This window comes from Pandoraea terrigena, from assembly GCF_902459705.1.
In the GTDB taxonomy this organism is placed as follows: Bacteria; Pseudomonadota; Gammaproteobacteria; order Burkholderiales; family Burkholderiaceae; genus Pandoraea; species Pandoraea terrigena.
This window is the reverse complement of record NZ_CABPRU010000011.1, coordinates 102928-129079: the sequence shown is the minus strand read 5'-3', so window position 1 is coordinate 129079 and position 26152 is coordinate 102928. Positions and strand designations below refer to the sequence as shown.

Annotated in this window: 31 protein-coding genes; 2 read left to right on the top strand and 29 right to left on the bottom strand. The window is 61.5% G+C overall.

Annotation, left to right across the window (positions count from 1 at the left end; genetic code table 11):
* Window positions 1–373: 373 nt before the first annotated feature.
* The 20 genes from PTE31013_RS19660 to PTE31013_RS19565 all read right to left on the bottom strand — a co-directional run bounded on the left by PTE31013_RS19660 (window position 374) and on the right by PTE31013_RS19565 (window position 11933).
* Complete coding sequence (locus PTE31013_RS19660; RefSeq protein ID WP_246174740.1) at window positions 374–838, bottom strand: DUF1064 domain-containing protein; 465 nt, start codon at window positions 836–838, stop codon at window positions 374–376.
* 89 nt (window positions 839–927) lie between these two features.
* Window positions 928–1248, bottom strand: coding sequence for a hypothetical protein (locus tag PTE31013_RS19655; RefSeq protein ID WP_150609504.1), 321 nt, complete (start codon window positions 1246–1248; stop codon window positions 928–930).
* A 49-nt stretch (window positions 1249–1297) separates the two neighbouring features.
* Complete coding sequence (locus PTE31013_RS19650; RefSeq protein WP_150609502.1) at window positions 1298–1477, bottom strand: hypothetical protein; 180 nt, start codon at window positions 1475–1477, stop codon at window positions 1298–1300.
* 310 nt (window positions 1478–1787) lie between these two features.
* On the bottom strand, window positions 1788–2141 hold the full coding sequence (locus PTE31013_RS19645) for a hypothetical protein (protein ID WP_246174737.1): 354 nt from the start codon (window positions 2139–2141) through the stop codon (window positions 1788–1790).
* A gap of 37 nt (window positions 2142–2178) precedes the next feature.
* The gene (locus PTE31013_RS19640; protein WP_150609498.1) at window positions 2179–3513 is read right to left on the bottom strand and encodes a type II toxin-antitoxin system HipA family toxin; all 1335 of its coding nucleotides are present in this window, start codon (window positions 3511–3513) and stop codon (window positions 2179–2181) included.
* Between the two features lie 10 nt (window positions 3514–3523).
* Window positions 3524–3847 carry a helix-turn-helix transcriptional regulator gene (locus PTE31013_RS19635; protein ID WP_217425204.1) on the bottom strand — a complete coding sequence of 108 codons (324 nt, stop codon included), beginning with the start codon at window positions 3845–3847 and terminating at the stop codon, window positions 3524–3526.
* A 628-nt stretch (window positions 3848–4475) separates the two neighbouring features.
* Window positions 4476–4691: a hypothetical protein gene (locus PTE31013_RS19630; protein WP_150609496.1), complete on the bottom strand. Its 216-nt coding sequence runs from the start codon at window positions 4689–4691 to the stop codon at window positions 4476–4478.
* Window positions 4692–4708: 17 nt separating this feature from the next.
* The gene (locus PTE31013_RS19625; protein ID WP_150609494.1) at window positions 4709–4960 is read right to left on the bottom strand and encodes a hypothetical protein; all 252 of its coding nucleotides are present in this window, start codon (window positions 4958–4960) and stop codon (window positions 4709–4711) included.
* Window positions 4961–4984: 24 nt separating this feature from the next.
* Window positions 4985–5302 carry a hypothetical protein gene (locus PTE31013_RS19620; RefSeq protein WP_150609492.1) on the bottom strand — a complete coding sequence of 106 codons (318 nt, stop codon included), beginning with the start codon at window positions 5300–5302 and terminating at the stop codon, window positions 4985–4987.
* Between the two features lie 17 nt (window positions 5303–5319).
* Window positions 5320–5802, bottom strand: coding sequence for a hypothetical protein (locus tag PTE31013_RS19615; RefSeq protein WP_150609490.1), 483 nt, complete (start codon window positions 5800–5802; stop codon window positions 5320–5322).
* Between the two features lie 17 nt (window positions 5803–5819).
* Window positions 5820–6113 (bottom strand): hypothetical protein, encoded by a 294-nt coding sequence (locus PTE31013_RS19610; RefSeq protein WP_150614365.1) that lies wholly within the window; start codon window positions 6111–6113, stop codon window positions 5820–5822.
* 20 nt (window positions 6114–6133) lie between these two features.
* Window positions 6134–6355 (bottom strand): hypothetical protein, encoded by a 222-nt coding sequence (locus tag PTE31013_RS19605; RefSeq protein WP_150609486.1) that lies wholly within the window; start codon window positions 6353–6355, stop codon window positions 6134–6136.
* Window positions 6352–6831, bottom strand: a complete 480-nt coding sequence (locus PTE31013_RS19600) for a hypothetical protein (RefSeq protein ID WP_150609484.1) — start codon at window positions 6829–6831, stop codon at window positions 6352–6354. Before PTE31013_RS19600 ends, PTE31013_RS19605 begins: the two co-directional genes overlap by 4 nt.
* Window positions 6832–6908: 77 nt before the next feature.
* Entirely contained in the window at window positions 6909–7214 is a 306-nt protein-coding gene (locus PTE31013_RS19595; RefSeq protein WP_150614364.1) for a nicotinamide mononucleotide transporter, read from the bottom strand.
* The gene (locus tag PTE31013_RS19590; RefSeq protein WP_150609480.1) at window positions 7214–7567 is read right to left on the bottom strand and encodes a hypothetical protein; all 354 of its coding nucleotides are present in this window, start codon (window positions 7565–7567) and stop codon (window positions 7214–7216) included. The genes PTE31013_RS19595 and PTE31013_RS19590 overlap by 1 nt, the downstream gene beginning before the upstream one ends.
* Window positions 7564–7932: a hypothetical protein gene (locus tag PTE31013_RS19585; RefSeq protein WP_150609478.1), complete on the bottom strand. Its 369-nt coding sequence runs from the start codon at window positions 7930–7932 to the stop codon at window positions 7564–7566. The genes PTE31013_RS19590 and PTE31013_RS19585 overlap by 4 nt, the downstream gene beginning before the upstream one ends.
* Window positions 7933–8005: 73 nt before the next feature.
* Window positions 8006–9436 carry an Eco57I restriction-modification methylase domain-containing protein gene (locus PTE31013_RS19580; RefSeq protein ID WP_150609476.1) on the bottom strand — a complete coding sequence of 477 codons (1431 nt, stop codon included), beginning with the start codon at window positions 9434–9436 and terminating at the stop codon, window positions 8006–8008.
* Window positions 9437–9636: 200 nt separating this feature from the next.
* On the bottom strand, window positions 9637–10440 hold the full coding sequence (locus tag PTE31013_RS19575; protein ID WP_150609474.1) for a CsgG/HfaB family protein: 804 nt from the start codon (window positions 10438–10440) through the stop codon (window positions 9637–9639).
* 141 nt (window positions 10441–10581) lie between these two features.
* Window positions 10582–10803: a hypothetical protein gene (locus PTE31013_RS19570; RefSeq protein ID WP_150609472.1), complete on the bottom strand. Its 222-nt coding sequence runs from the start codon at window positions 10801–10803 to the stop codon at window positions 10582–10584.
* 203 nt (window positions 10804–11006) lie between these two features.
* Complete coding sequence (locus PTE31013_RS19565; RefSeq protein WP_150614363.1) at window positions 11007–11933, bottom strand: ParB/RepB/Spo0J family partition protein; 927 nt, start codon at window positions 11931–11933, stop codon at window positions 11007–11009.
* A gap of 595 nt (window positions 11934–12528) precedes the next feature.
* Between PTE31013_RS19565 and PTE31013_RS19560 the strand changes: the two genes are divergently transcribed.
* Window positions 12529–12972: a hypothetical protein gene (locus tag PTE31013_RS19560; RefSeq protein ID WP_150609468.1), complete on the top strand. Its 444-nt coding sequence runs from the start codon at window positions 12529–12531 to the stop codon at window positions 12970–12972.
* Window positions 12973–13031: 59 nt separating this feature from the next.
* On the opposite strand, the gene PTE31013_RS19555 is transcribed toward PTE31013_RS19560, so the two are convergent.
* From PTE31013_RS19555 to PTE31013_RS25015, 4 genes are all read right to left on the bottom strand, one after another.
* Window positions 13032–13310, bottom strand: coding sequence for a DUF4031 domain-containing protein (locus PTE31013_RS19555; RefSeq protein ID WP_281351835.1), 279 nt, complete (start codon window positions 13308–13310; stop codon window positions 13032–13034).
* Window positions 13311–13381: 71 nt separating this feature from the next.
* On the bottom strand, window positions 13382–14419 hold the full coding sequence (locus PTE31013_RS19550) for a hypothetical protein (protein WP_150614361.1): 1038 nt from the start codon (window positions 14417–14419) through the stop codon (window positions 13382–13384).
* A 135-nt stretch (window positions 14420–14554) separates the two neighbouring features.
* Window positions 14555–14749 carry a hypothetical protein gene (locus PTE31013_RS19545; protein WP_246174735.1) on the bottom strand — a complete coding sequence of 65 codons (195 nt, stop codon included), beginning with the start codon at window positions 14747–14749 and terminating at the stop codon, window positions 14555–14557.
* A gap of 14 nt (window positions 14750–14763) precedes the next feature.
* On the bottom strand, window positions 14764–15459 hold the full coding sequence (locus PTE31013_RS25015; protein WP_217426245.1) for a metallophosphoesterase family protein: 696 nt from the start codon (window positions 15457–15459) through the stop codon (window positions 14764–14766).
* 1263 nt (window positions 15460–16722) lie between these two features.
* Here PTE31013_RS25015 and PTE31013_RS19535 point away from each other — a divergent pair.
* Window positions 16723–18888, top strand: a complete 2166-nt coding sequence (locus tag PTE31013_RS19535) for an LPD1 domain-containing protein (RefSeq protein ID WP_150614360.1) — start codon at window positions 16723–16725, stop codon at window positions 18886–18888.
* A 127-nt stretch (window positions 18889–19015) separates the two neighbouring features.
* Here the strand turns inward: PTE31013_RS19535 and PTE31013_RS19530 are convergent, their stop codons facing one another.
* The 5 genes from PTE31013_RS19530 to PTE31013_RS19510 form a co-directional block, all read right to left on the bottom strand.
* Window positions 19016–21256, bottom strand: coding sequence for a DEAD/DEAH box helicase (locus PTE31013_RS19530; protein ID WP_150609460.1), 2241 nt, complete (start codon window positions 21254–21256; stop codon window positions 19016–19018).
* A 10-nt stretch (window positions 21257–21266) separates the two neighbouring features.
* Entirely contained in the window at window positions 21267–22583 is a 1317-nt protein-coding gene (locus PTE31013_RS19525) for an ATP-binding protein (protein WP_150609552.1), read from the bottom strand.
* Between the two features lie 72 nt (window positions 22584–22655).
* A complete protein-coding gene (locus tag PTE31013_RS19520) occupies window positions 22656–22925 on the bottom strand; it encodes a hypothetical protein (RefSeq protein WP_150609458.1) in 270 nt (89 codons plus the stop codon).
* Between the two features lie 384 nt (window positions 22926–23309).
* Complete coding sequence (locus PTE31013_RS19515) at window positions 23310–23552, bottom strand: hypothetical protein (protein WP_150609456.1); 243 nt, start codon at window positions 23550–23552, stop codon at window positions 23310–23312.
* 71 nt (window positions 23553–23623) lie between these two features.
* Complete coding sequence (locus PTE31013_RS19510) at window positions 23624–25846, bottom strand: TerB N-terminal domain-containing protein (RefSeq protein WP_174966677.1); 2223 nt, start codon at window positions 25844–25846, stop codon at window positions 23624–23626.
* Window positions 25847–26152 lie beyond the last annotated feature (306 nt).

Sequence of the window (26152 nt, the reverse complement as noted above, 5' to 3'; positions counted from 1 at the left end):
ATAACCCGTAACCCACGCCCACCGAGCATTCCGACAGGAGTGCCGGTGGGTTTTCTCTTTCTAGCGGACTGATGTTACCCCAGAGGTGTACCTCCGAACCCCGCGTGGGCTAAATCCACGGTCAGGCTGCTCTCTGTAGTATCTTTTCCCGCATACTTCCGAGCCCACAGCCTGCGTTGTGCCGGCGTCCTTTTGGCGCACGCGTGCTCATGGCGGCGCTTCCATGTCTTGCACAAACCCTGCATGTCCCGGTTGAATATCGTGAAGAGGCGATACTCTGCACCACAGAACTTGCAACGGGCGAAGCCTGTGTTGTTGATGCCCATTTTGTTCGGCCTTCGTTTCCAGGCGATTCATTGATCGTGTCCGAGGATTAAAACTCCTCGCGCCGCCAGCCGCCGCCGTCGCGCTTCCTGATCATCGTGAGGGCGACGAAGCGGAAGATCGGGTACAGGTAGGCGGCGCTCTTGATCTTTACCCGAGCGTCGTCCTTCCAGAAGCCCTTCACCTCGTGAAGCTCGAGCTCGCCGCTCTTGAGGCGCACTGCAAAATCGGGCGTATAGAAGGTGTTCTTGCCCAGCCGCAGTTTGATCGCCTCGAACTGGTACCAGGTAATCTCGCCGGCGTGCTTGAGCATCTCGAGGTGCGCGGCATATGCAGCCTCGGTCCGGTTCATCTTGCCTTGCGGCAGCCTCCCGAGAGCGAGCATGCGGTCTTGAGGCTTCGGCGCCGCGGGCTCGGTCGTCAGTGCTTCGACCGCCGGCGGCGCCGCGCGCGATCCTGTGCGTTGCTTCAGCGCCTTGTACTCCTCCTCCGAAAACCGCAGTCCTGTTGCCATGGATACCTCCTCGAAAGCCATTGGTCTATCGAGGCTACCCGTGCGAATCAGAATGCAAGCCAGCCTACGAGCGCCGCCCGCCCAGGCTATCAGCGGCGCGTGAGCATGCAGGCGTCACAGAATGCCATCAGGCTAGATTCGTAGCCCTTCAGCGGGGTAACCTCCGGTACGTAGGGGCCACTCGCGATCGACGCCGGCTTGGCGCTGCGGCGCGGGCGCTTGAAGAGGCGGTATTCGGGCAGGCCATTCGTACGGTACGAGTCGATCGAAACTTGGCGGGCGTCTATCAGGTCTTCGAGCTTCGATAGCACGGCGACGTGCGAGTGGTTGAGGATCTTGGCGATCGCGAAAGAGTCGAGCGGGCCGGCTTCGAGTTGCCCGAGGATGTCTTCGGTAGTCACAGCGTTCATGCTCAAGGCGTTCTCCGTTGTTGAGCAGGGTCTGATCAGGAAGGGCGGATTACGCGGCCTGTGCCTGACGCGACTCGAGCAGCAGGGTGATGATCGTCGTGGCGGATTCGCTGGTAAGCGACTTGAGCGCGGCGCCGAACAACGTGGTGCCCGGGTGCACGGTCACGTCGACGCCATGTTGCGCGAGCTCCTTCACAAGCCCGCGAACGCTGTCCGGGTTGCGGATCATGGTGAGGTGTGGATCCTGGTCGAGGTTGCAGGGAAGCGCACATGCTCCGCCTGTACGGTCTCAGGGTAACGAAGATCGCTCGAAATCACGGCGCGAAATAGCGGGTGAAAGCGGACCGGATTTATAGCGTTTGCTTCAGGACGGGCGGCGTAGTACTCGTGCGCGCGGGCGTGATTGCCGAGAAGGGCGGCTCATTTTCATACGCCAGAAGCCGCGGTCTTCGGACGGGCAGTACGCTTGACCATGGCGAGGGCCTAATTGAGGCAGCGCGGCGTCAGACTGGCAGTAGCGCCTGCTGGTGTAGCCCGCTTCAGACGTCGACGATCTCCGACAGTCCGTCGAAGACCAGATCAGGGAAGCGGGCTCGCCAGGCGCGCAGTTCAGCCTCGAGCTCGTCGCTGGGCTGGCGGCGCTCCACCTTCACGCCCTCCTGCGCAGCCAGCATCGCGCGGTACGCGTCTGCCAGTGCCGGCCCAAGGCCAGGGCATTGCGTCGAAGCGCCGCCCGACGTACAGACGCGAACTCCATCAACGGTCGGTCCGTTCTTTGGCGCGACCTGGACGTACAGATCGCCGTTGCCGCCGAAGAAGATCACGAGGCGGCGCTGCTCCTCGGCCGGCAGATCTCGGTCGTCGGTGAGGTATGAGGCGGCGATGGTGTCCATCACGAGTTCTCCACGGGCAGTGTGCGGGCCAGGGTGGTCAAGCCATTGGCAGTAGCAGTGACTGGATCTTCTCCGTGCTCTGCTCGTCGACACCTGCTTGAGCCGCAAATTCAGGCCACCTAGAGACGGCTTCCTGAACCTCGGCGATCACGCGCCGGATCGAGCCGATGCCGAACAATTCAGCCTCGGCTAGGAAATCGTCGATCGTGAAATCCTTAAACTTGCCATTCACGGACATCAGGTGCTGGTGCGTCCATTCCCCTTGCGGGTTGTGCGCAAAGGTCACGTCATAGGCGGGCGCTAGTTCCCACGCACGGCCACGGCGCAGGCGAAACGAGAAGTTCTTCGTGTGGTCGTCGCAGTTGCGCGCCATCACGTTGAATACCATCCGACGGAACGCTTCTTCCATATCTTCGTAGGAGAGGTCCAGATCCCGAATGGTCCCGAACAGCTGAGCATAGGCGTTCGTGCCCTTCTTCTTGTAGTCGAGGTGAGCCATCGCGCACAGCGTCTGCATGTGGTGGCGCACATTGCCAGCTTCGCGGTCGAATCGACGGGTCATAAAATGCGCTCGACCGTTTTCTTCGAGCAGCGTGCAAGGCGACATCGTGATCTTGGCGGCCGTGGCCATCTGGTAGTAGGCGTACTCGATGCGGCCATAGCCCTGGCTCGTGCCAAGCTCGTTGTCCGGACCCATGCCGTCGAACTTGAGCAGCCAATGCTCGTACCCGTCCGGCACGTCCATCTGCCCGGACAGTATCTCCTTCGTATCCGGATTTAGGGCGATAACAGCCTTCGCGCGAGCGCCGCCGGCCGACGTGCCGACGTCGATGATGCTGCGCAGTGCGGCGTTCGTACCGTCGTCGTCAATCGCGGCGCCGTGCACTGCTCGGCGGGCCTCTTCAACGAGATCGCTTAGTTTGATCGACGTCGGCACGTGTTTGCGACTGCCGCGCGACGGCTTGAAGATAAGCGCACCCATCGCGCGCGAGTTCATGTATGCCAGTCGGTCGAGCGGCGTAACGCCCGACGCGGAAATACCCTGCTCGGCCATGTAGCGGTCGATTAGGGCGTTGCCGAAGTCGTCCGGTAGCGCGTCCGCCAGCATCGCGGGCAGGCGCTTGTACGTCAGGTCCGGCAGGTTCGGGAAGATGAACGGACCAGAGCGGTCGGTCGGCATTTGCAGCGGTGCTGGCTCGACGCCCGATTCGATGAAATCGGGCGACCAGGCAAAGGCGTAGTAGCCGTATGCCGGATCGAGCGCGACGGCGCCGACCAGTTCGTCCCAGAGGTAGACCTCGACGCGGTCGACATGCTGATAGGCGGCGCGGCGCGGCGCTGAGCGGCGGGTTTTCGGTGCGATAGTGGCCATAGAGTGTTGTTCAGGAGGAGCGGGAGCGGCGGGCCGACTTCACGCTCGCGCGTGTACGGGTGACGCCACTGCGGGGCATCGTCATCGGGTTGATGGTTGCGACGGGCGCCAAGCTGTCGATCCACGATTCCTGGCCCAGCGCGCGCAGCACGCTCACGAGCGTACGCAGCGTGCATCCGCTGCCGTTCTCCAGGTTCTTGAGGGCGCTGCGGCTCACGCCAGCGCGCTCGGCCAGGGTGAGTTGGTCAATGTTCCGCTGCAGTCGCAGCGCCTTGATGTTTTCGCCGACCCGAGCAACCATCTGGTCAGGGGTCATCGATTTCAGTATTGCCATAGCGGCCTCATTTAAGATCGCAGACTCGGGATGCGGCTAACAGCGGCTCTAAATGAGACCATTATAGCAAGCAATATCCGTGAGCAACATATAGAGCCGGAACGGATTCAAATGAAGCCATAGAATGGAAATTTGTGCGTCAGTGGCTTCAAATGCATCCGAAAATGAATGAGATGCGCTCTTTGGGCAATTCAGGTCGCGCTCGGGGCGGCGCTGTTAGAGCGAGGTGAGCGATTCCGCCCCCGGACTTGCGTTAGGCGCACCGAGACGTGGTCGGCGCAATAGGGGCGGGCAGGCGATCGTGGGCGGCCTGTGCTCGTCGCCCGCGCGAGCGACGACGATTTCATTCGCAATGCAATCCCACCACGCGCTGGGCCGCAGGTGCTCAGGCTGCGAAGAATTGGCGAGTAGAGAGGGGGAACGGATGTAGAGCTCAGGCAGGCGGTGGAATTTTGGCAATCACCTGCTCTGGATTCGCCACTTCCTGCTTCCCTCTGCTTTACAGCTGCCGCCAGAATGGCTTGGGCCTACCGGTCACAATGGCCGAGACGTGGTAGCGGTTCGTGCGCTCGTGACCGACCGCTGGACTCGGAGTCCGGGCCTTCGGCCGTCACGCGTCGCGTTTTTCCTAGGCTTGATGAACTTCGAAATGCACAGCGGCATACGTCGGGTTGCACGACCAAACCTCTTTGCCTCCCTTGTAGAACCGCGCCCATCCGTTCGAAACGATCAGATCGGCCATCGGGAAGACGTGCGAGTGACCGGCTGCTACAGCGGCCAGGATCGTCGTCTGCTTGCACTTGGCCGTGTACTTGCCGTCCTTGAGCGGTTTGACGTTCTTCATGGCTCTTTTTCCTATCGTCATCGTACCGCTCGCGCCGCATTGCGCAGGTCGTACAGCCAACCCTTGACATCGAAATCTGCGCGATACTGTGTATGTGCCATCAGGACCGATTTGACAGCATCACCGATTCGACTTGCGTCATGCGAATCCAGTGCGTCTTCCGCTTCCTCAATCCATCCAGCCCAAGCATTTGGTACCTCACGAGGCTGCTCCTTGGCTGTCAGCACTGCACAGCGAAGCGCATCTTCCATTGATACGGTTTGTGTCACGGCGATCTCCGGCCTCTCTTTCAGTTACTTGCTGGTCGGGGCCGACTCCACGCGCGCCCAAATCCTTCCCGACTTCCAGCCCGTATCATCCCAGGCGCGATTAGCGGTACGGCCGGTCTTCTCGTTGACCAAGTGCGCGACCCGCTTCTCGACGCGAACCACTCGATGTCGCACACCCCGCGAGTTCTCCCACACATCACCAACCCGGAACTGAGCGGCATCCGGCTCAATCACTGCATCAACCGAGCTGACCGGTTGCTTCAACACAGCCTCGCTAAACTTCGTTTTGTCGCCGGCGGCCACGGCGCGGATAGCGGTGCGCTCGGCATCACTCAGAATCATGATCGAACTTTCCTCTCTCAAACCTGTGCAATCGCGACGTAAGCCGCACCGAGTTTCGTGATTACCGCCTCGTCGCCATCGCGGACGACAATGCCCTTCTTCACGAGACCGGCAACAGACCGGCCCTCTGTGTGATCAATGCCTACACGCATGCCATCAGCGATCTTCCCGTGAGCCGCATCGAGCGTGGCGCGCACGAAGGCCTGCTCGCCCGGGGACAGCTTCACCCGACGTGCCTCGAGCGACAGCAACACGCTATCAATCGATCTGCGGTCATGCGCGCTCCTGGCCCATGATGCAAACGATTCTAGGCTCACGACCGATTCACTACCGATGAGCGATTTCATCGCGCGAGACTCGTAGTCATACGCTTGCGTCTGCTTCGCCGCCAACACCCTGTATTTGACTCGCAGCGGCGCCCCTTCGATAACGATCACCTCACGCACACCCGCCTTTGCGTCGTGGTAAAACATGCCAGCTTGAATTTGGTCGTGCTTCATGACTTTCCTCCTCTGTGTCAGATCGCGTTGCCGAAGTTGAAGCCGTATTCGTACTCGTCGCGCGGTAGCTGACTGACAATCAGAGCCTTTTCAGCGGCCACCAACGCTAGGCGCAGGAAGCCAGATCGGACGGCAACGCGGGCGTAGTCAAGTTCGCGCTGCTCCCATGGGCCAATGGCCCCTTCACGCTCCTCCTCCATGGCGCGCTGGCAGTCGTCAATGATTTCCAGCACGGTCTGCTCATGACCAACATAGGAAATGGCCGCGAGTACGAGGCAATTCCCTATGGCATTCAGTTGATCGAGGTACATGGTCACCCTCCTTCAATTCTTCAGAGTTGCTGTTTGCGACGACGAGCGATGGCGTTCTCCAGAGCCGCGACCGCCCAATCTGGACATTCGCGCGAACTGGCCTTGTCCGGATCATTGAGCCATGATCGAACCGTCCGTACCGAGCATGGCCGCTGCGTTTGCTCGCAGATCAGAACCGCGCTCTCGGCCTGAGTCAGTCCATGCGCGATCAGCAACTGCCGATAGCGATCTCTGTTGCTCATTTGTCGGCGGCGCTCGACACGATGACCATCATCGTCCCCTCAGCGGGAACTTCGAGCAGTGAGCGGATGTGGCGGCTGATCCTAGCTTCGAACTCGTTCACGTACCCCATTGGATACGAAAAGAAAGCAATATAGACCGCGTGAATAACCATGGAAAACAACCAGCCAGTCCAAATCAGGCTACAGAGCTGTTGGTTGAGCAAAGCTGGCGTAGCCTGACGAAGAACAGCGATGACGTTTGTCACGGAAGAGGGCGCAAAGACCTCGGCAGCAACCAGCATGACGAACCACAAGATCGGTACGCGGCGTAGCGACGAGGTAAGAAACCGCCACAGTACGCTGCAGTAGTTCACGGCCTGCACAACGTAAATGCGTCTGTTAGCGCGCACCGTGTTGACGATCTTGTCGTATTGATCGGCGGGCAGGGCGCCGACCTCGATATCGTTCACATATACCCTGGCGATTGCGTTGGCCATAGCGGTTCCGTCGGAATTGAGAATTTGGATAGGCACATGTGCCTATTTGGTTGCGCGTTGATGATAGGCACGTGTGCCTATTCGGTCAAGCGCCGCCGCGACGTTAGGGATTCGTCGGCCGCACTTCGGGGCGGCGCTTGGCGACGGAGCCGCGACCGAAGACCAGGAAAGGATCGATAAAGCCCGCGAACGGAAGACAGAAGATAGATCGCCTGCATCGCGAGTACGCCCCACGAATGGATCGACGCAAAGTAGGCGATCAGGCAGGCGTTAGATCCGATCCAGATCGGCCAGGCGTAGCGGGAGAACGCGCGATTTTCCGCCAACAGGTACGAACCGATCACGCCCAACACGGCTCCAGCCCACTCGAGGAAGTGAAGCATTAGATGTCCCCGTCCATTCTTTGACCAATCAGTGTGATGCGGCGCGCCTCGCCCGCCGGCCCACGTCCGAGTGAACCGGCGTAGCAATTGGGCTTGGCCGGCTTGCGCCGGGCCCCGCCCACGCGCGCGATCGCACGGTCGTGCTGCGAGGCAGTGAGCGCCGCCGACGTGGTCGCGCGGATGGCCCATTCCGACAGTGCCTGTGCGTGCCACAGCGCCGTCCTACTGCGGTGGCTGGCGAAGAGTGCGTTGCGCCCGTCGTGATGTGCCTCATTTATCGCCTCGCACGCCTGGTCGCGATCCGGCAGGGCCGGGATTGGAGCGGGCGCGGAGGCCGCTTGCAAGCGCTTCATGCGGGGATGACCTCGTCGAGCGCTTCGATCACAGGTGCGGTGTCGCCGTCCTTCGCGACGAACGCGACGGAGTCGAGCAGCTTGCGGGCCGCGCGTATCGCCTCGGCTGCCTTGCCCGCGCCGCTCGTGTCCGCTTCGTGCGACAGAATTGCCTCGCTCTGGTCAAACTCATACGGCGAGTAACCGAGCGCGGCGATCAGGTCCGATTCTTCCCACTCGTCCGCCATCTCGGGAAGTTCCGGGTGCGCTTGGGAGTAGTCGTAGAGGCGCAGCGCGTCGAAGGCGTTGCGCAGGCCAAAGCTCAGCTGCTCGTCGTTGTAGCCGAGCCAATCGGCCACAGCAGCGAGTCGTTCACGTGCATTCATGGTCCTCTCCATTAGCGTGTGTGATTCCAGAATACGGGCCGGGTGGCGAGTGCAAGCTCGCTCGAGCTGCAGGTCACGCCGGCACGTTCGCCATTGGCATGCGTCGTAGAAGTGTCGTTGTAAGCGACAGGTAGGCGTTCTCAAGGCGCCTCGCGTAGTCGCGAGCCCACTCCGCCGCGACTGGCGCCGCCAGCGCATCCTCGACCTGATCGAGCGTGGCGGCGCTGCCAGCGACGATGCTCAGGTTGTGATTGATCGGCAGGACGCCCGGCGGCACGCGCACGGCCTTGGGCGTCTTCGCGATCCGCGGAACGATCAGAGACTCGCGCGACAAATCGAGCGAGTGGAACGACTCCGGAGGCATCCAGGCCTTGCCCTGCCGGCCGCGCTTGGCCATCAAGTGCATCCGGCTCCCCAGGTGCGCCATGATTTCCGGGCAGGGTTCCTCCCCTGGGTGCGTGCGAATGGCCCAGCGCGTCGGCGTGCCGAGCTTGCCGTTCTGGATATCGTCCGTATCCACGGCCGGTACCAGGCACTCGGGTGGCAGACCGCGCGCAGTCGCGGCGTCGACCACGAAGACGCCTTCGGTACCGAGCCACGGCGCAATCCGTACTTCCGCGAAGTCGCCGAGCAGTCGCATGCCCTCGTACCGACTCTCGTCCACGCCCGGGTGAATCGGCCGGCGGGTCAGGTTCTGCTCAGCGCCGGCATCCGACACCAGCACCACGGAAACCGGATGCACGCGCGGCGGCGAGCCGGCTCGGCGCTGCTTGGGCCGATAGAAGGCAGTCTCGGCACTAAGGCGCTCCGCGTGGGCGAGCGACAGGCGCTGGCCAAGACGCTCGCGCAGACGGCTCGCACCATCGTTGAAAAGCCAGCGATCGGCCGTCACGAGCCCGATGCGGCCCGCGGGGCGCACCGTGCGGCTGCAACGCTCGAGGAAGCTGTGCAACATGTCGCCCCGTGCGTAGTCCGGCACATGGCGGCTGTACTCGGTTCGGAGAAGCTCCGGCACGTTGGCCGCGCGTAGATATGGCGGATTGCCAGCCACGATGTCCCACTGTGGTGTCGTTGGCCCTTCGGTCAGGAAGTCCCGGTTGTGGATCATGTCGTTGGCCAGGGCCGACGAGCGGGAGGGCGACCAGCCGTGCGAGACGAGGACGGCCGCGATGCGCGATCGCGCATCGATGCACGCCGCCGGGTGAATCTCCCACCCTTCGATCTGGCCGCGTGGATCGAACCCGGCGGGCCGGGCGTCGAGCAGCGCGTCGAGCGCCCGGGCGAGGAACATGCCGTCGCCGCAACTCGGATCGACGAGACGGCTGGCCGCGTCCGGCCAGGCGAGACGCTTGAGAAGGTCATCGACGACCGGGCTGGCGGTATAGATCGCGGTACGAGCGTGCAGCACATCGACCGCCGCCCGCCGCGCCGTGGTTGCCGCGTCGTCGAAAAGTAGCTGCCCCTGCGGATCTGCGGAGGCGTTGTTGAGGTAGGACGTGTGCATGCTTATGCCATCTCGCCGGGTTCTGCTGTGTCGAGCGAGACGATCGCCTCCCGGTCGTGCATCGGCACGCGCATCCAGTCGGGATCCGTCAGTGCACCTGCAATCGCCTTGGCGTTCATGTTGTCTCCTTCAGACGAAAAAGGCGCCCGCCCGCAAAACCGGCTGCGGCCGGGGAAGGTGAGCGCCTGGCGGGGAGGGGATCAGTCGACACGAAGCTGGCCGACGGTGCCGAGGCCGCCCTTCACATGCTGGCCCTTGTACTGTTTAACCGAGTCGATGAGGTTGTTGAGAGAGTCGGTGAAGGCGGCGATGATGACCTTGCCCTCCGGCGTGTCCGAGTAGCCCCCTACCGTGCCAACCGTACGAGACGACGTGAGCCCCGCGATCGCACCGACGTCCATGCTGCGGGCCGATCCGGTGGCCGCCGCGATCTGTACCGTCGAGCGGTTGTCGACCAACGTGAGTGTCGTCGAGGCCGACTTAGTGTTGATCTGGCCAGCGACCTGGGCTGCGTAGACACCCACGACCGGGATCACCGCCAGCACGCCAGCTATGCTGCCTGCGTTCTGATCCGAGAACGTGATGCTGGGGGTCATTGTGTAGTTGGCGACGACCATCTTGCCCTTCCTGATCCTGTTCGACGCACGGAGCTCACCTGCCTCGCCCAACGCACGCTCCTCCATTGCTTGGTTGAGGGCGCGGCCTCGATCCACGATCACGAAGCAGTTGCTCTCCTGGACGAGCATTTTGAGCACAGGAACTGTGCTGCCGAGATGATACTGGCCGGTAAGCAGCGAGTACCACGATGCCCCGGTGTCCTCTTCGATCGCGATAGTGCCGAGCGGGGCGGCGCAGCGGTGCATGTTGTCGGCCGTCGGCGCGTGCGTGCCGGCCACGGCAGTGCTGTCAGGGCTCTGGCCGCCGCCGGCGATTTGCATTTGCGAACAAGCGCCGAGCAACGTGGTGAACACCGCGGCCGCCATGGTGATGAAAGTCTTACGCATCGCTTGTGGTCCTCGTAATTGTGGTGGTGAGACATGCCGAACAGGTCGGCGTTAAATGGATTCGCGTCCGACAAGCCCGGTGATCGCGGCACTGTCTTGCCTGCGAAATCAGTGTCCCTTGTGACGTTCGGAATGCAAGTCCTACTCGCCACGCTCAGCAGCGAGCTTTTGCGCGTGCGCGAGAATCTCGTCGGCACGGAGCGTCATCAGCTCGAGCAGCACCTCGACATCCTTGATGGCATCCAAGGGGTCTTTGGTGCTCAAGTAGGACACGGCGCTTTTGAGCCAGTCGGATGCGTCGAATGCCCGCTCGATCTGGACCTTTCGGCGGTCGAATTCTGGTGTGGGTGAATCGAAGGACATGTAGGCTCCAAGGTGGTTTGTGGCATCTCCATAAGCGCCGCCAGCTACGGCGCCAACCGGTTTAGGAAAGGCATTTGCCTGTGCTAAACGAGATGAAGACGCCCCTGCGCCACCCCCTCAGAGTGAGGGCAGACGACAGGGGCAAACGGAGACACAGAGATTCCTTGAGACGCGAAGGGCTCGGCTCACCTAGATCATGGCCGTCACTCCACCGTTTCCGTCGTTGCTTCGGCCGCGGCAGCCGCTGCTTTCGGTGCCTCGGCCGCTGCCTTCTCGCTCGCTTCGAGCGTGCCGAGCAGTGCTTCGAGCTTGTCGCGAAGCTCAGGCGAAAGCGCGGAGAAGCCAGGGTCATCCTTCACGCTGCGCAGTGCTTCCGCCATGACGGGTGCTTGCTTCTTAATCACCTTCGCGAGTTGGGCACCCGGCAGGCTCTTTTCGGTAATGCGCTTCTGACCCGATGCCGCGGCTTGCTCGCTGGCGGTCTGCAGGATCCCGACCGCTTTGGTGCCATGCTTCTTTATGGCGGCGAGCGCGTTCTCGGCGGACAGCTTGCCGGCCTGGACCAGCATGCGGATCTCTTTCGGCGCACCCATCAGCGTTAGCAGCTGGCCGACGTAGACCGAAGAGATTTTCAGGCGCTTCGCGATCTCGGTGCGCTCCATTCCATAGCCCTCGAGGCGCTTGCAGACGATGCCCTTCTCGAACGGAGTGAGGGGCTTTCCCTCGTTCGACGTCACGAGCGCGACCGTGAGGTCCTCGATCGAGGTCGCCGCCGACTTGAAGACCATCGGCACCGTGGTGATACTGGCACCCTGCTTGTTCGCCCGCGCGATTCCCTTGAAGCGGCTGTAGCCGTCCGTCAGGTAGATCACGTTCTTGCCGTCGACGTTGCCAACGTAGCCGGCAAGCGGCTTGTCTTGGTAGAAGCCGTTCTCCAGAATCGATTGCGCGAGGTAGTCAACGTGGGCGTCGTAGACTTCATCGTGGACGCGGACGTTGAAATTCGGCAGTTCTTGGATGAGTTCGATCGGCACCTGATACAGATCGCGGCTTTTGGCCTTGATCAACGTCATTAGGCTCTTCACACCGCCGAATGCGATATCGGTGTTGAACGCGAGCTGCGCGTCCAACGTGGCGCCGAAGAGTTCGTTGTTTTCTTGACTAGTGGCTTTCAAGGTTTTCTCCTGTTTGCCCGAACGGGCTTCTGTAAAGGGAGAGGGCGATGTCCAGTGAAGGTTTGTCCTTGACGGGACATGCGAGGGCCTCGTAACGACATGGTCCGACGCGAAGGTCGGAATGCAAGTCGAGTTAAGAGGCAAAAAGGACCTACGACCTAGACGGCTAGGACGCGGAATTGATGAACTTTGGGATGTTGCTGACTAGAGAAAACGCGGGTCCGGGACGCGGGCGCTCAGGACAGAAGGGCGTGAAAGTCAGTTTGGTGCAGATGATGCCGCTCGAGGGGCTGGAACGAAAATTACCACGGGGCGTGCGGGCTTCGCAAGTGGTCGTGAAATGGACCCGTTGTTAGTCCAGTCTTGGTGCGCTAGAATAGCTCAGCCGTTCAATCGGCATCATTTGTCATTGGCTACGCGCCGCCCCAATCTCCTGCCCGGAGAGCCTGAAAAGTCCCTGAATGTCCCGAACGCTGCGATGAGTTCTGCTCATCCGAGCGTTTTCGCTCGCTCCTTTTTTTCAATCGCCCATCGGGCAAAGGAGTCATTCATGAACAGCAATACCGAGATTGGCATTCCAAAGTGCTACCGCGTCGAAGTACACGGCGGTGGTGAATTGGACAACGCTCCCGGCGTAGCAATATTTCAGGTGAGCAAGCAATCCGCCCAGGATATCGTCAGCCTATCGGCGGTCGTCAGGGCCAACAATCTGTACAAGGTGGAGAGGTTCGACTATCGCGCAGAGTTCCTGCGGTACGATCCGTTGGTCGATGTGGACGACGCGCAGGACGCAGGTGAAGAAAATTCGGTACGCACCGAGTGCGACGTTCTCGTTGTTACCGAAGCCGAATTCTTCTTCCGGGCCTATGTTAAGCACACGGACGACTCTGTCGAGTGCGCGGCACAGTCGATTGCGGAGCTGGCGAGGCATTTCGGCATACCTTTCGGGGAGCCGGGACATACGAAAAGCGAGCTGCTTTCGCCGAACACATAATCAATCAACTAAAACTACGCCCACTGCGCTCCCGTTGGGAGACGGTGGGCGTTTTGTCCCTACGTTGTTGTCAGCAAGGCATCGCGCCGGGCACGCCAAATCGCGCTTGCCTCCCGTCGGCCGACTTCGATAGCCCCGAACAACACAGCCGCCGTGCGTCGGTTCGCCGTCAGGTCATAGTGGGGCGCTACCCTGTGAATTTGAAACCATGTCCGTCGCATCCCGATTCGCTCGGCGAAGGCGTGGAGTTCCTCCAGGTCCAAGCTGTCCGTGAACATATGGCAACTGCGGACCTCACGTCCTCGCATCTTCCAGCCCCAACTCTCAAGCGCATCCACATAGATCGCCACGACGCTATTCCCCGTTTTCCTGTGCCCATTACATCCGAAGTTGCGGTCACTCCACGTCACTAACCGGCACGTCGTGTCGGCGGCTGGGCACGTTCTCGGTGCCGGTCCACGGCCGGATCGGGCAACACCGCGTCAAGCAGATCGGGCCGTGCCGCAACGTGGGTCAGCAGGGGGCCGTTTTGATCAGGATGTGTGGCCGAAATCAGCCAGCGTCCGTAATCTGTCATGTAGGTTCGGCCGAATGGGCCTAGGCGCACAGCACCGATCTCGGCTAGCGTCTGGACGTCCTCCTTGCTTTCCGTACGGCCGTCGGCCGTCGCGTCTGCGCAGACGTTCGCTAACCGCTGCAGGCACTTGAGCAGTTCGGGCGCCGGCTGCGGAAGAGACTCCAGGCGCGCGTTGCTGCTGTGCGCCGCAGCGCCTTGTGTGGCGAATTTCAGTGCGATGTCCGCCCCAAAACGCTGCGTGTCAACTTGGAGAGCGCCGGCGCGAAGGGCGGCGAGGCACAGCTCCCATGCTCGCGTCCAGATCAGCCGGCAGACCTGCTCGTTCACGAGCTGGTGGCGTTGTCCGGCGTACCAGAGATCGAACGCGGCATCGGCGCTGACTGCCGTGCAGGCGTGCGCCTCGGCGATTGCCGCGCGCGCCGCGCGAATCCACAGGGCGTCGTAGCCAGCGCACTTTTCCGACACTGGAACGACGACCTGATTGCGGATCTCGAGAATCCGCTCGTCGGTCAGGGGCGCGGGCCAGTTGACCGGGCTTGCGAACGGGTCTGCCGGTTGCTGGTCAAGCTTGGCTGGCGGCGCCGCGAGCAGAATGAAGCGCGCCTCGGCGATGCGATCGGCGCGCTTGCATCTTTCGTCCTTGCTCCACCAGATCTCGAACTCCTCGTCCGACCACTCGAACTGATTGCACCGCTCGCGTTCGAGCGCCTTGGCGGCGCTCTCTGCACGAGTGTCGAGATCAGCCGGTGCCAGCGCCGCGAGGGCGTCGTCGAGCGCCCGGGATTCGGCGCTTTCCTCTACTGAGAACGGGGCGTCGCGATTGCAGGCGCGCGCGTAGTTGACGATCAGGGTCTTCAGGTCGTTGGTCATGCGATTTGTGCTCCGAGTAATGGCGAAGTGGCCATGGTCAGCCTCGCGTGTTCTGGTCGTTGGCCTGCGCGTCGCAGGGCGCGAAGGGTACTTGCTCGTTCGGATCAGCCATGGAATTCGTCTCTCAAGAGGGCATCAGAACAGCTGCGGCTGCATCCGGTGCAGGTTCTTCCACTTCACGGCGCTCATGCGCATCTCACCGTCCTCCGTCAACCACTGGATCTTCGATCGCTCACCCTGAGCAACGCCTACAACCCGCACGATGCGGTTCTTGTAGCGGGCGAGCGACCCTTGCTCAGGGCCTTGAGATGAGGAGGGGATGTTTGTCACGCGCGCTTTCCTGTTCAGGCAGCGTTGGGGAAAAAGACGGGGATGCCGGGCAGTGTGCCGGGCATCCGGCGGCGCACCGCAGCGGGCACGGCCATAACGACGCCGTTCACGGTCGGTAGTGTGTCCTGCGCCTCGAAAGGTGTGCCGGTGCCGAGCACGACCCACATCGATTCGTCCGTGTCCACCAGTGCGACCCACTCAATCTCGCCTTCCTGGTCGGCGAGCCCCTCGACTTCTACGACGCCGGCATCCGGTAGCACGATGCGGCTGTAGGTGTAGTCCACATCGACCTCGTCCATGCCGAAAAGCGTGGCGATACTGTCTGCCTCCTGCAGGCGGAGATTGTTCGCGACAGCGTAGTGTTCCCAGAGCGAAGTGAGTTGGCGAGCGTTCATGGTTCTTGTGGGTGATGGTCGAGTTAGGCGACGGCTTCTGCCTGAAGGATTGGACCGGCGGTAGGTAAGCTCCGGACAAGCGTTAGCTTGTTCAACGCCCGCGTCGATGTAATAGACGTTAGCGAGGCGGCAGATCTGTCTGAGCGGTGTGTGGCCAATCCTCTCACCAACCGAGAACACGCGATCGACTGCCGGGGAGAAATTTGCTTTGCGCAGGGCCGTATCGAGGCTGGTGAAGTGGCCATGAATATCCCCGACCGCTAAGTCGCGGCCTTGGGCATCGCGTGGGTAGGACAGGGCTAGACTCGACATCATGGCGTCTCGATGAGTGCGTGACGATACGAAGAGCAGCGTACCTAAGGGGCAATGAAACACAAATGGCCTCAGACAAACGCTCGGTTGAGGACGGGCTCAACGAAGCTGATTGACGAGAGGGGGCAGGTCCGCCCGGTTGTGCTAGCGGCGCGCCTGAATGGGATTGCGACGAGAAACACCGAAAACCTGATGGTTGCTGACTACTTCACGACAGACTGGCCGCCCGCGGCCGGCACCTGAACTTTGTGCTCCAGGTCTGCAGGACGAAGCTCGGTGGCCGCACAGATTGCACTGCGCAGGACCGCTGCCGCAGGGAAGCCCTGCTGCCGCTGGGCGGTGCATGCGGGTCATCGCTGCACCAAGCTTGCCATAGGGTGACGTGGCCGCAGACGTCCCACGCGCGCGGTGAAGCTTTGGACGACTTGCTGGGTTGTGAGCCGGGGCGAAGGCGGCGCGAGTGCTTGCTGATTAATGCTTTCTCCATTTTGCCCGAGAGGGCGATGAAAAAGGAGAGAGCATTGCCTCTGGGGAGACGGTTCTCCGCGGAGTATGCCGCCAGATAGGGGCAGATGGATGTGGGTCTTGACGAAAACTGCCGATTAAACGGCTGCGATGATTATAGGCCATTTGTTCGGCGACTGCGCATGCGTTTACTTCACGCTGCTCGCGCAGTGGGGGGAGTGGTGGTATGCTTCGAGCAGCCGTTCGATCGGCATTCCCACAGGCGCGCGTCGCCACTCATAACTTTTCAAGGCTTTTCCGTCTCCCGGATCGAAAAGCATCGGCACACACCCGGATGATCCGAGGAACGTGCTCGTTGGGATCCGTCTGCATCTACTCCAGTGCCGTACCTTCACGATGAAGGCCCCACTCGAAGCAATCATCTCGGTGCGGTCGGGGTCGCGGTGGGCGGGCAAGGGCGTATATCGCGTCGAATGCCGCAGCGTAGAAGCCTCCAACGTCGATGATCTGTTTGACGAACTTGCTGAGATGGTGAACAGCGAGATCGACACAGTAATGTCTCAGCGTACAGAAGCGGTTTAGTCGATGTACTTCTGACATCGAGTCCACCGATCACCCTTCCTCGGGGTGACGGTGGGCAGTAACCAATGCGGTGCGATTTGCAGTCACTGGAGTGGTTGCAAAAAGTGCTGCACATTCATGTTCACGCCTGGCCAAGCCCATCGGCTTCGCCAAGCGCATCCAGCAAGGAAGCAGCTTGACTCTTTCAAATCGCCCCCAAAGGGCATGAAGGAGGAAATCATGAATCAAGCAACTATCGCGACGAGTTCGGATCCGAGACAGCTTTCGCTGTTGTCCGCCGAACCGCCGAAACGAGTCCCCCTCGAGCTGAACGACCCAAAGAGTGCCAACTATCGATACGCAGACACAGGCTACATTGCCGGGTCACGTAAGGAGGAGGCGGCTTCCAAAGTCATTCTTCGAGCCAAGAAAGAAGGTCTTCGCGTGCACGCACGAACGATCGATTGGGATGACCTGGAAAGCAATCCTCGCGAAGCAAAGGCGCTCATCACGAAGTCGAACCTGTTCGGCGCCGTGGACTGGGACAGCCTGCGCGCCGCGGGCCTCGAGCCGGGGGCGGGCTATCTCATCGATCGAGTGTATGCCGCGATCGGCAACGAGCCGGATCAAGATGCGCCGCAAGCCCGCAAGGATTACACCTTCGGCCTGCAGATGCTTCGCGATCGCCTGGAAGTGTGCAAGAAGGTCGACGATGTTCTTGCCGCGCTCGCGGAGTTTCGTGAAGAGTTCGATGGCATCAAGCTGGTCCAGCAAGAGGCCGACGAGATTCGTATTCTCATGGCCCGACGCGAGGAACTTGGAGAGCAACGCGCAGAACTCCAGCGCGTGAGCGACGAAGCGTACAAGGCGTATCAGGAAGCGTCGGCCAACTACCTCGTCGTTGACCGAGAGGTCGAAAGGCGTAACCGTCGTGGTTGGAAGGTCGCGCCCGAACTCGATGCACGTTGGAAATCGGCGAAAGCCGTCGAAAAAGCACGTCAAGACGAGTGGGTCAGTCTGTGCCAAGAAGGTAAGGACGGTCGCCGACGAGGGATCGACGAGCAGCTCACCGCGATCCGTCGGCAAGCCGAAGCGGTCTACGCCCGCGCGAAAGCTCGCAACCTGATTGAAAGCCGGTTCCATCGGGCCCTAAACCTGATGGGCGGGCGTCTGGTCAAGGTGCTCTGGTATCGCAGCGCGGTGAAGGGTTCGGAAGCGTTTGCCAAGCATGTCGCAGCGGCGCGCACGGGCCTCGTTGCCGACTGGTCGTGGGCAGAAACCTCAGTGTCGCGCGCGCCGCGCGTCACGAAGGAATCTGTGCGCTTCCAGTTTAAGGTCGCTGATAGGTACGCACGTGTCGGTGGTCGAAACGTAATTCCGGGCTCGACAGCAGAACTGAAGGAGATGTTTGGTCTTCGGGATGTTCAGTCCGGCAACTGGGTGCTGCGCGACGTCGTTAGCGGGAAGTTCCATACCGAGCAGACTGCTACGGCTTTTGCAGATTTGGCCGACCTGATGGGTATCGCGGATCGTGACATCTCGCACGGTGGGCGTCTCGCCGTGGCATTCGGAGCGCGCGGTAAGGGCGCAACGGGTGCAAAGGGCGGTGCTCCCATGGCGCACTACGAGCTGATTCACCGAGTCGTGAACGTGACGAAGGAGAAGGGTGGCGGCGCTTTGGGACACGAGTGGTTCCACGCGCTTGACAACCTGATCGTCGAAATCGTCACGGGAAAACCCGGTTCGCTCGAGTTCGCCACAGCAAATCCCGAGATGCTACCGGCCGGCGGCCTGCGCAACGCGTTCCGCGAGTTGCGCGTCGCGATGACGTCCGGTAACCACCAAGCGACGCAGATCCTGACCTATACATCAGAGGATGTGAAGCTGGCGAGCCGGAACGTTCGACCGAGCAGCGCGACGAAGATCGCCAGGTTGATTCGCGATGCAAGTAACCTCGGAGAGGCCCTCCAGGGCCTTGAGCAAGTGTTCGGGCTTCAACCCGGGCAGGTTCCTGCGGGGCGCAGCAAGAGCAACTATCTCGGCTGGCGCCGCATCGCGATTGCCCACCACGGTGGCAATCCGGACGGCGGAGAAATCGAGGTGCGCTGTGGCCCGAAGATGTCGTCCTTCATGGCGGAAGCCGTAAAGCTCGACGGAAAGGGCAAGCCGTACTTTACTGAAATCTATGAAATGGCCGCGCGAGCGTTCCAGGCATGGATTGAGGATCGTCTGGCGGAGCAGGGTCGACGCAACGATTATTTGTCGGTGTTTGCCGACAATAAGTTCCATATTGACGCGTTGACCGGAATCGAGTGGAAACCGTATCCGGAAGGTGAAGAGCGCCAGCGCATCAACGCGGCATTTGATGGTCTTGCTGCTGCGGTTCGCGAGTGCTTGAAAGCCTAAACGAAAGATGTAACCCTTGCCCGTCGTTCCTCCCCTTCGGGAGGGCGGCGGGCATCTTCATTTTGGGCGACCCTATGGGGAGATCCGCCAGTCAAAGCAACGAATACCGGTCGAACGGTTGCTTGCTTCAATGCGAATCCGACGCATCCAAATGGTGACGCAGGAATGCGTATGTGCCGGGCAGGTCGAGAAACTGGGACGCGTAATTCACCTGCAGCAGTGGCGGGGGGAGGAGGGAATCCCACTTCTCAACGGCCAGGTTCTCAACGTGACGCAGTAGGTCGGCGGCATGCATCGGCTCGCCTTCGACCAGGCGCGTCATCAGCCGCTCGACTTCTTTGATCGACGCGCCGCCCAGCCCAAGGCACAACCCCTCGTTTGCTGCTTCCATGCCGAAAAACTTCAACATCAGCGCCAAGGTCGTCTGAATCTCGTCTCCCTGCCATAGGAAAAGCCGCAGAGTTCCGCCATCGTCCGCGTGGCATGCTTTATCCAGTCCGAACGACTGGTATGTCGCCCGTGCCCCGTTGAGCAGCCGCTGGGCCTCTTCGTCAAGGAACGGCACCGGTGTCTCAGTAGCGAGGATTTGGCGCATCTGCTGGCGCACGCGCGTGTGCACCATGCCCGGCGAGCCGCCGAACGACGGCGCCCGCCCGCCGGCGGCCGGCTCAACTTCAATCACTTTCTGGCCGTCGTCAATTCGCACGACCTTCCAGCGGCGACCCGCGAAAAGCAGGAAATCGCCCTCGGCGAGCGGGGAGGTCATCGGCAATGAGCCGAGTGTGCGGCCGCGCGAGACTAGACGGAACTCCTCCGGGCTGGAGAAGGCCGCGTAGAAGCTGTAGTGGCCCGTGATTGCCTCCCCGGCCGGACCGTGCAGCAGGAGGCCTGAACTGTCCTGAATCAGAATTTCCTTTGCGCCCAGTGCGCGCAGGACCGTGACGAAGTCCGCTTGCGTGACCGATCGGAACGGACCGCGCACGCAGAGTTGGCGGAATGCGTCGGCTGCCATGACGCCCCCGCGCTGCCCGATGAGCGAAAGCAGTTGCTGGATCAGCGTCGAGAGGTGCATACCGCCCACGCGCGGCGGTTCTACCCAGCGCTGCAGCAGCAGGTCAACCTGTGCGATGAGCTGAACCATATCTTCGCGCAGGCGATCAGGCACGGTGGAGCGGGCATCGAGTGGCGCCTCAAGCGCGTAGCCGCGCAGGATCGCAGGTGTGCCCTTGCGCCGGCCGGAGCGGCCGAGCCGCTGCCGCAGGCTGGAGACGGACGGCGCCGGGCCGATCTGAACGACGGATTCGACCGGGCCGATGTCGACGCCTAGTTCAAGCGTCGACGTCGCGACGGCGGACGCTGGCGTGACGGTTTGCTTGAGCGCGCGCTCGGTCTCCTCGCGCAGTTCCTTGGAAAGGTTACCGTGGTGCGGCCAGAATTCGGCCGGCACGCAGTCGCGCTCACACATTGCGCGCAGGAGGGCGGTGTATTGCTCGACCTTCTGACGGCTGTTCGGAAAGATCAGGTGATTCCGGCCGCGTAGGTTGTCGTAGACGTGGCGCCCGATCTGGAGCATCCCAGAGCTGGTCGTCTCCATCGCACTTACCGGCTGTCCGCGCTTCACACGCTCTTCGACATCCTCATCTGACAATTGCGGTGGTCCATCTTGATACCCCTTGATCAGGATGCGGAGGGATGATGACGACTGCGCGCTCTCGATGATTGTGACTTTGGCACCTTCGCCGGGGCGGAGAAACGCGGCGGCGAGCTGTATGTCGCCGAGCGTGGCAGACAGGCCGATACGCGGCACGTGCCGGCCGAGCGCCACCTCGAGGCGGTCAAGCAGGCTCTGCAGTTGCATGCCGCGCTCGCTGCCCATGAAGGCGTGCAGTTCGTCGACCACGACGTAGTCGAGGCGCTCGAACAGGCCCACGATACCGGAGCCGCGGTTGTAGAAGAGCGCCTCGAGCGATTCCGGAGTTATCAGTACGCAGCCGGATCGCTTCTTGGCAAAGACCTGCTTACGGCTGGCAGCCACATCGCCGTGCCACGGCACGATCGGGATCTCTAACGTCTCGCATAGCTGCGTGAGGCGGTCCCACTGGTCGTTGATCAGCGCCTTGAGCGGAGAGATGCACAGGGCGCTGTGGCCGGCCGCATCCGGACCAAGCAGCCGGCTCAGGATCGGCAGGAACGCGGCTTCGGTCTTGCCGGCGGCGGTGGCGGCAGAGATGATGACGTCCGTGTTACCTGCGATGATGGGCGGGATCGACTTCTCTTGAGCGTCGCGGAGCTCCGTCCAGCCAGCCTGCCAGATCCATTGCTGAATCAGCGGGTGCAGGAGTTCGAAACTGGAGGATTGCGTCGACATGGCCTAGTGATCAGAGCTTGAACTCGGCGAGGCCTTCATCGCCCTTGTCGTCCGAGATTGTCTCGGCTTCCACGGCTGCGCCGTCGTCCTTGGCGACTTCCACCCGCTCGATCAGCGAATCCCAAGGCGTGTCCGGATACTGGTCGAGCAAGGCAAGCAGGTTGATGAACGAAGTGATCGTCGTGCGCGGCGTTCGGAAGTAGGCCTCGCCGACCCTCCGCTCGCAATGGGACATGAAGGCTGCGATGCCTTCGTCCGGCAATAGGAACTTTGCCGGGTCGCCGGACGCATAGACGAGCCGGATCTTTTCAAGCAGCACGAAGAAATCCTCGCGCGTCAGTGCGCTCAGGCGCAACACGGGATGGCTATAGTCCACCAGTCCGCCGGACGAGAAGGTGTTCTCGGCGAGGCGAGACTGCAGGGCTGCGTAGCTGTAGATGCCTCGCCGCGTGTCAAGCAGCGAGTCTGGCGTGCAGCCGATCAGGAAGCCGAGCCCCTCAATCGTACCCTGCAGGACGTCGTTCAGAATGCGCAGCAACTGCTCGTAGTTCGCGTTGCGTGACTGTGTGTTCGCCAGCTTGTAGAGGTTCACGATCTCGTCCAAACCGACAAGCAGACCACCGTACCCAGCGAGCCGCACGAACGTGGCCATCAGCTTTATGTGGTCGTAGACGGTTGAGTCGTCCACGATCGTACGTACGCCGAGCGCCAGGCGGGCGTCGGTCTTGGTTGTGAACTCACCTCGCATCCACCGGATCGCGTCGAGCTTGAGCGTTTCGTTGCCATTGTTGTGGCCGCGCCAGTAGGCTGTGACCACCGTGGCAAAATCGTATCCACCGACCATCTCGGTAAGCTGCGCGCACTTGCGGAAGATCAGTTGGTCCGGGTTGTCGCCGCTCGTACGCGATTCATCGAGCACCATGCCGATGAATTTCTCCAACACGCTGGCAAGTGCACCGCCATCCGGCTTGCTTCGCGTCGCCATATTCTTCATCAACTCGGCGTAGAGAGAGCGCGCCTGGCCGCCAGTCGCGTGAAGGCGCCGGTCCGGGTTCAGATCCGCGGAGATCGCGACAAGCTTCTTCTCAAGGGCGATCGCGCGCACCTGATTTAGGAAGAAAGTCTTGCCCGCGCCGTAAGCTCCGACCACGACCCGAAAGGTCGTGCCGCCCGCAGCGATGCGATCGATGTCGGCGATCAGCGCTTGTATCTCGCGGGCGCGACCGACCTGAATGAGGTATTGGCCAGTGCGCGGAACAACCCCGGCTCGGAGAGCCTGGAGGAGGGCGTCGCGATCGCGCGGGCGGATTGTAATCGAGGTCGTCACTAGGATTCCTTCGAGATTATCTGGTGAATATGGGAGCACATATGCGTCCACTTTCGTCTCGGCATTCGTCGCCTATTGTACGTAGTCAGAACCTCGACGGTCGGCCAGCCAAGCCCATGCAATCAACCCGACTACAAGCCAAATGAACAGGGTGATAAGCGTGGCTATAAGCGCATCGTCAAAGAACTCTTGAAGCACGCTCCATGAAGTGCTATCCCAACCGACGATCAGCTGCTTCCAGATTCGAATGGTAGCTACCGTTACGGGGATGTTTGCAGCCGTCAGCACGAGAAACGCCAGCCCCGTGAAGATAGGCTGGCGTCTGCGGTACTGAATGAGCACTTGCCCTGCTCGAGTGCAATGCTTGCTCATGATGTTGAACCAGCCCAAGGGGCAGCGGTTCAAGGGTTTGAGGCCAAACCACGACCGCGACCAGCGATGCAAACATATCGGAGCGGGGCGTTCAGCGTTGCAACCATAGGTCGGATTCCTCGTCGCGAAATATTCGTTTTCAACGAAGCGTTACGGATCGAAAGTCGGACTTCAGGTACAACAGTGGCCTGGTTAGCCGACCTTAGCTTGTGACAGGCAATGGAGATCAGAATGGAGTTGACACACAACCTACCGCCAGTCGGTACTGCCACGTTCTCTTGCCCCTTCAAAAACTGATCTGAAGGGGTGCGAGCATTCCATCTTACGCCCGCACCGGGCGCGGCCGCTAAACGGCTAGTGGCTGGCGGGCTGATACGCGTTCGCGCCGTGCGCGGCGGCGAGGCGCTGCTGGCGCTCCTTCTTGGCCATGTGGTGGCCGATCGCGCAACCCGCCATCGCGCCCAAGACGGTGTGGTGGCCCGCGAAGTGGCCGGCCACTGCGCCGACTGCGGCACCCTTGAGACAGCCTTCAGCATGCGCATTGGCAAGCGGAAGTGCAAATGCGGCAGCGATCAGTGCGGTCTTGATGAGCTTCATATCGGGTTCCCTCGGACGTGTTAGATGTCTTCGAATATATGGGCGCCTCAAGCGGATGCAAACGAACCTTCTTAGCTTCGCAACTCCGCTAGCGGCCCCGGGTTGAACTCGATTGGATCGTCGCCTTCGAGCAGAGCCTCATCGAATGCATCGAAGGCAGCGTCGTTTATCCGTTCGATCGCGCCGGACGACATCAGGCCGCGTTCCGCGCACAAGGCAGCGAAAGCCTCGCCGGTCCACGTTGCCTGAGCCAGCATAGCCCGCAGCAGATCGCTGTGGCGGGCGTCCAGCGAGGGCAGCGCGGAGAACGAGGCATAGCCCACGGCGGCCGGTGCCGTGACGTTGTGATCAGGAGGTGCGGCAGGCGAGGCGGCGATCGCTGACGCTTGGTCAACTGCCCCGTCCACATCATCTGTGAAGATAGAGCCGAGCACCGTGTCGACCCGGGCCGTCTCCTTGCGCAGGGCAGCGATCCGGGCCGTATCAAGCACTCCTGGTGCTGCGGTCGCGCGCGGTGCCGGTGGCGCTGACATGCCAAGTCCCAAGCTCGTATGCGCCATGTCATAGAGGGCCTTCGGATCTGCACCGAGCAGGGCAAAATATTTCTCCAACTGGCGGACCACCGCGACCTGCTCGAGCGCACCGCCCGCCCGAGCAACGGCGACTAGCTCGTGGGTGAGAGATACCCGATCGGGCGCGTCGATCAACGCTAGTTGCTTCTTGAGCGCGCTCTTGCCCTTGAACTCAGGAGCTTCCGGAGCGGTCAGCGCGATCAACAAGGCCTGCAGGCGCACGTGGGCTGCGGCTGTCAGTCCTCCCCACTCTAGTGCAATTGCCTTCGCCTGTTCAAGCGCGGCGGCGGAATTCGGCAGGCCCATGCGGATCAGGTCTGCGAGAAATGCGACGCAGGCCACCCGCGCGTGGTGCTTGAGATGGACCGGCAGCAAACCTGCGCTCTTACCGCGCGACGCTTCCGGCAGGGGCAACTCCCCCGAACGGAAGAAGACGATCGGTGTGGCGGCGCTGGGTGCGATCGATCCGTGTCGCGGATCGGGCTCGACGCCAATGCCCATGTAGCCATCCATCTGACCCAGCAGGGCCGCAATCGGAATCTTGGTAAGCACGTCGTCCGCATCGAGCGGCGCAAGGAATGCCGCAAGAGTCGAGGGCTCGGTCACATCGACCCCGGCATTCAGTTCTGCGAGGATCAGCGCAAGGCGCTCCCAGACCTGGCCGGGCCAGAGCGGGCAGGGCAGCATCAGCCGCGAGACCGGATCGTCGGCCCGCTCAGCGCTCCTGGCGACGTATCGGGAATACCGGGTGAGTTCCTCTGTTGCGGACAGAGCGATGGTTTCGACGAGCCGGCCGAGTCCGGCTTCCTCGCAAGTTAGATCGGCCATGGCTACCGATTCCTGAACCTCGCTCAGCACCATTGACACAGGCTGATACGACAGTTGGAGACTCTTCGTCGAAAGGGGCGGGCTCCAGGTCGCTAGGTTGTTGCGGAACTGCCGGTCACAAAGGTCTTGGAAGATAGCGGCGAACTGCAACTGATGTCGCTTCACCACGGCTGGTTTGTTGAAGCGGCCGTCGCTTATGTACCATGTCGCCAGCCACTTCGCGGGAAGCTCGTGGCGCTCGTGGTATGCCTGCGAGAGCCCGATTCGGCAAAGGTCCTTTACGACATGCGGGTTACCTTCCAGCGGCAGAGCTGGCGGCGTGAGGTCCACAGCACCGTAGATGTAGCGGCAGAAGGCTAGTAACTGTCGGGCTCGCCAATTGAACGTCCCGTTTTTGTATGTCTCGATCAGACCTTCGAGCTCAGCGCAGATGGCCGGTATCTCGTCTCGCGCCGCTTGGTCGCTACGCGCGTCAATGATCGCGCGACGCTCGAGGCCATAGAAGAATAGGTATACGTAGCCGAGACCCGCGTTCGGGTGCCGCCGGCCGCTAATCAGCCAGTTAATGTACGCGGCGCGCGCGGTCGGACTAGCGCCCTCGTAGGTCGGATAATACGGCAGGTGGTTGACGGTGAAGTCTTCCTCGCGCCCAATCTGCAGGCTTTCGTCAATCAGGCTCGGCTCGGTGCGCTCGAGGCGATTGCGCTCAGCGCTACTGCAGAGATACACGAGGCCGTCTGGCAGCGAATATTGGCGCACCTGTACGCGAACGCCTGGCGGTACCCAATGCGTAGCCAGGTCCTGCGGGCGGACCGGGTTCGGAGAGGACCGAATGACGAAGACTTCAGGCTTGTCCGATTTCAGTTGGGCCTCAAAGAAATGGTCTGAGTGCATAGTCCCGATCGAGGCTGAGGAGGATGTTGTGGCGCGTGGTGCGTCCCTGGGCTGCCGCGGGGGCTTGGCCGGAACCTGCTCAGGCTCAGGAGCTGCGACGAGGTTGGGCGCCGGTTCTGGTACGCCAGTGCTCCTATTCTTCCGCGATCGTCGCGAGAGCACAACGGCAACGAAGAATAGCCAGTACGCAGCGGCCGCAGCTGCGGGTAGGGCAGAAGCCTGCACGCCCAGGCCGATCAGGAAGAGCACTACCAGCAGCCAGCCCGCGCCGCCGCCAGACTTCGGTGCGCGGCCAGACGTTGTCTT

Bases quoted from the DNA above. Each gene is read 5' to 3' on its own strand.
- PTE31013_RS19660 (WP_246174740.1), bottom strand. From the start codon at position 838: ATGGCAACAGGACTGCGGTTTTCGGAGGAGGAGTACAAGGCGCTGAAG.
- PTE31013_RS19655 (WP_150609504.1), bottom strand. From the start codon at position 1,248: ATGAACGCTGTGACTACCGAAGACATCCTCGGGCAACTCGAAGCCGGC.
- PTE31013_RS19650 (WP_150609502.1), bottom strand. From the start codon at position 1,477: ATGATCCGCAACCCGGACAGCGTTCGCGGGCTTGTGAAGGAGCTCGCG.
- PTE31013_RS19645 (WP_246174737.1), bottom strand. From the start codon at position 2,141: ATGGACACCATCGCCGCCTCATACCTCACCGACGACCGAGATCTGCCG.
- PTE31013_RS19640 (WP_150609498.1), bottom strand. From the start codon at position 3,513: ATGGCCACTATCGCACCGAAAACCCGCCGCTCAGCGCCGCGCCGCGCC.
- PTE31013_RS19635 (WP_217425204.1), bottom strand. From the start codon at position 3,847: ATGGCAATACTGAAATCGATGACCCCTGACCAGATGGTTGCTCGGGTC.
- PTE31013_RS19630 (WP_150609496.1), bottom strand. From the start codon at position 4,691: ATGAAGAACGTCAAACCGCTCAAGGACGGCAAGTACACGGCCAAGTGC.
- PTE31013_RS19620 (WP_150609492.1), bottom strand. From the start codon at position 5,302: ATGATTCTGAGTGATGCCGAGCGCACCGCTATCCGCGCCGTGGCCGCC.
- PTE31013_RS19615 (WP_150609490.1), bottom strand. From the start codon at position 5,802: ATGAAGCACGACCAAATTCAAGCTGGCATGTTTTACCACGACGCAAAG.
- PTE31013_RS19610 (WP_150614365.1), bottom strand. From the start codon at position 6,113: ATGTACCTCGATCAACTGAATGCCATAGGGAATTGCCTCGTACTCGCG.
- PTE31013_RS19605 (WP_150609486.1), bottom strand. From the start codon at position 6,355: ATGAGCAACAGAGATCGCTATCGGCAGTTGCTGATCGCGCATGGACTG.
- PTE31013_RS19600 (WP_150609484.1), bottom strand. From the start codon at position 6,831: ATGGCCAACGCAATCGCCAGGGTATATGTGAACGATATCGAGGTCGGC.
- PTE31013_RS19595 (WP_150614364.1), bottom strand. From the start codon at position 7,214: ATGCTTCACTTCCTCGAGTGGGCTGGAGCCGTGTTGGGCGTGATCGGT.
- PTE31013_RS19590 (WP_150609480.1), bottom strand. From the start codon at position 7,567: ATGAAGCGCTTGCAAGCGGCCTCCGCGCCCGCTCCAATCCCGGCCCTG.
- PTE31013_RS19585 (WP_150609478.1), bottom strand. From the start codon at position 7,932: ATGAATGCACGTGAACGACTCGCTGCTGTGGCCGATTGGCTCGGCTAC.
- PTE31013_RS19580 (WP_150609476.1), bottom strand. From the start codon at position 9,436: ATGCACACGTCCTACCTCAACAACGCCTCCGCAGATCCGCAGGGGCAG.
- PTE31013_RS19575 (WP_150609474.1), bottom strand. From the start codon at position 10,440: ATGCGTAAGACTTTCATCACCATGGCGGCCGCGGTGTTCACCACGTTG.
- PTE31013_RS19570 (WP_150609472.1), bottom strand. From the start codon at position 10,803: ATGTCCTTCGATTCACCCACACCAGAATTCGACCGCCGAAAGGTCCAG.
- PTE31013_RS19560 (WP_150609468.1), top strand. From the start codon at position 12,529: ATGAACAGCAATACCGAGATTGGCATTCCAAAGTGCTACCGCGTCGAA.
- PTE31013_RS19550 (WP_150614361.1), bottom strand. From the start codon at position 14,419: ATGACCAACGACCTGAAGACCCTGATCGTCAACTACGCGCGCGCCTGC.
- PTE31013_RS25015 (WP_217426245.1), bottom strand. From the start codon at position 15,459: ATGATGTCGAGTCTAGCCCTGTCCTACCCACGCGATGCCCAAGGCCGC.
- PTE31013_RS19535 (WP_150614360.1), top strand. From the start codon at position 16,723: ATGAATCAAGCAACTATCGCGACGAGTTCGGATCCGAGACAGCTTTCG.
- PTE31013_RS19530 (WP_150609460.1), bottom strand. From the start codon at position 21,256: ATGTCGACGCAATCCTCCAGTTTCGAACTCCTGCACCCGCTGATTCAG.
- PTE31013_RS19515 (WP_150609456.1), bottom strand. From the start codon at position 23,552: ATGAAGCTCATCAAGACCGCACTGATCGCTGCCGCATTTGCACTTCCG.
- PTE31013_RS19510 (WP_174966677.1), bottom strand. From the start codon at position 25,846: ATGCACTCAGACCATTTCTTTGAGGCCCAACTGAAATCGGACAAGCCT.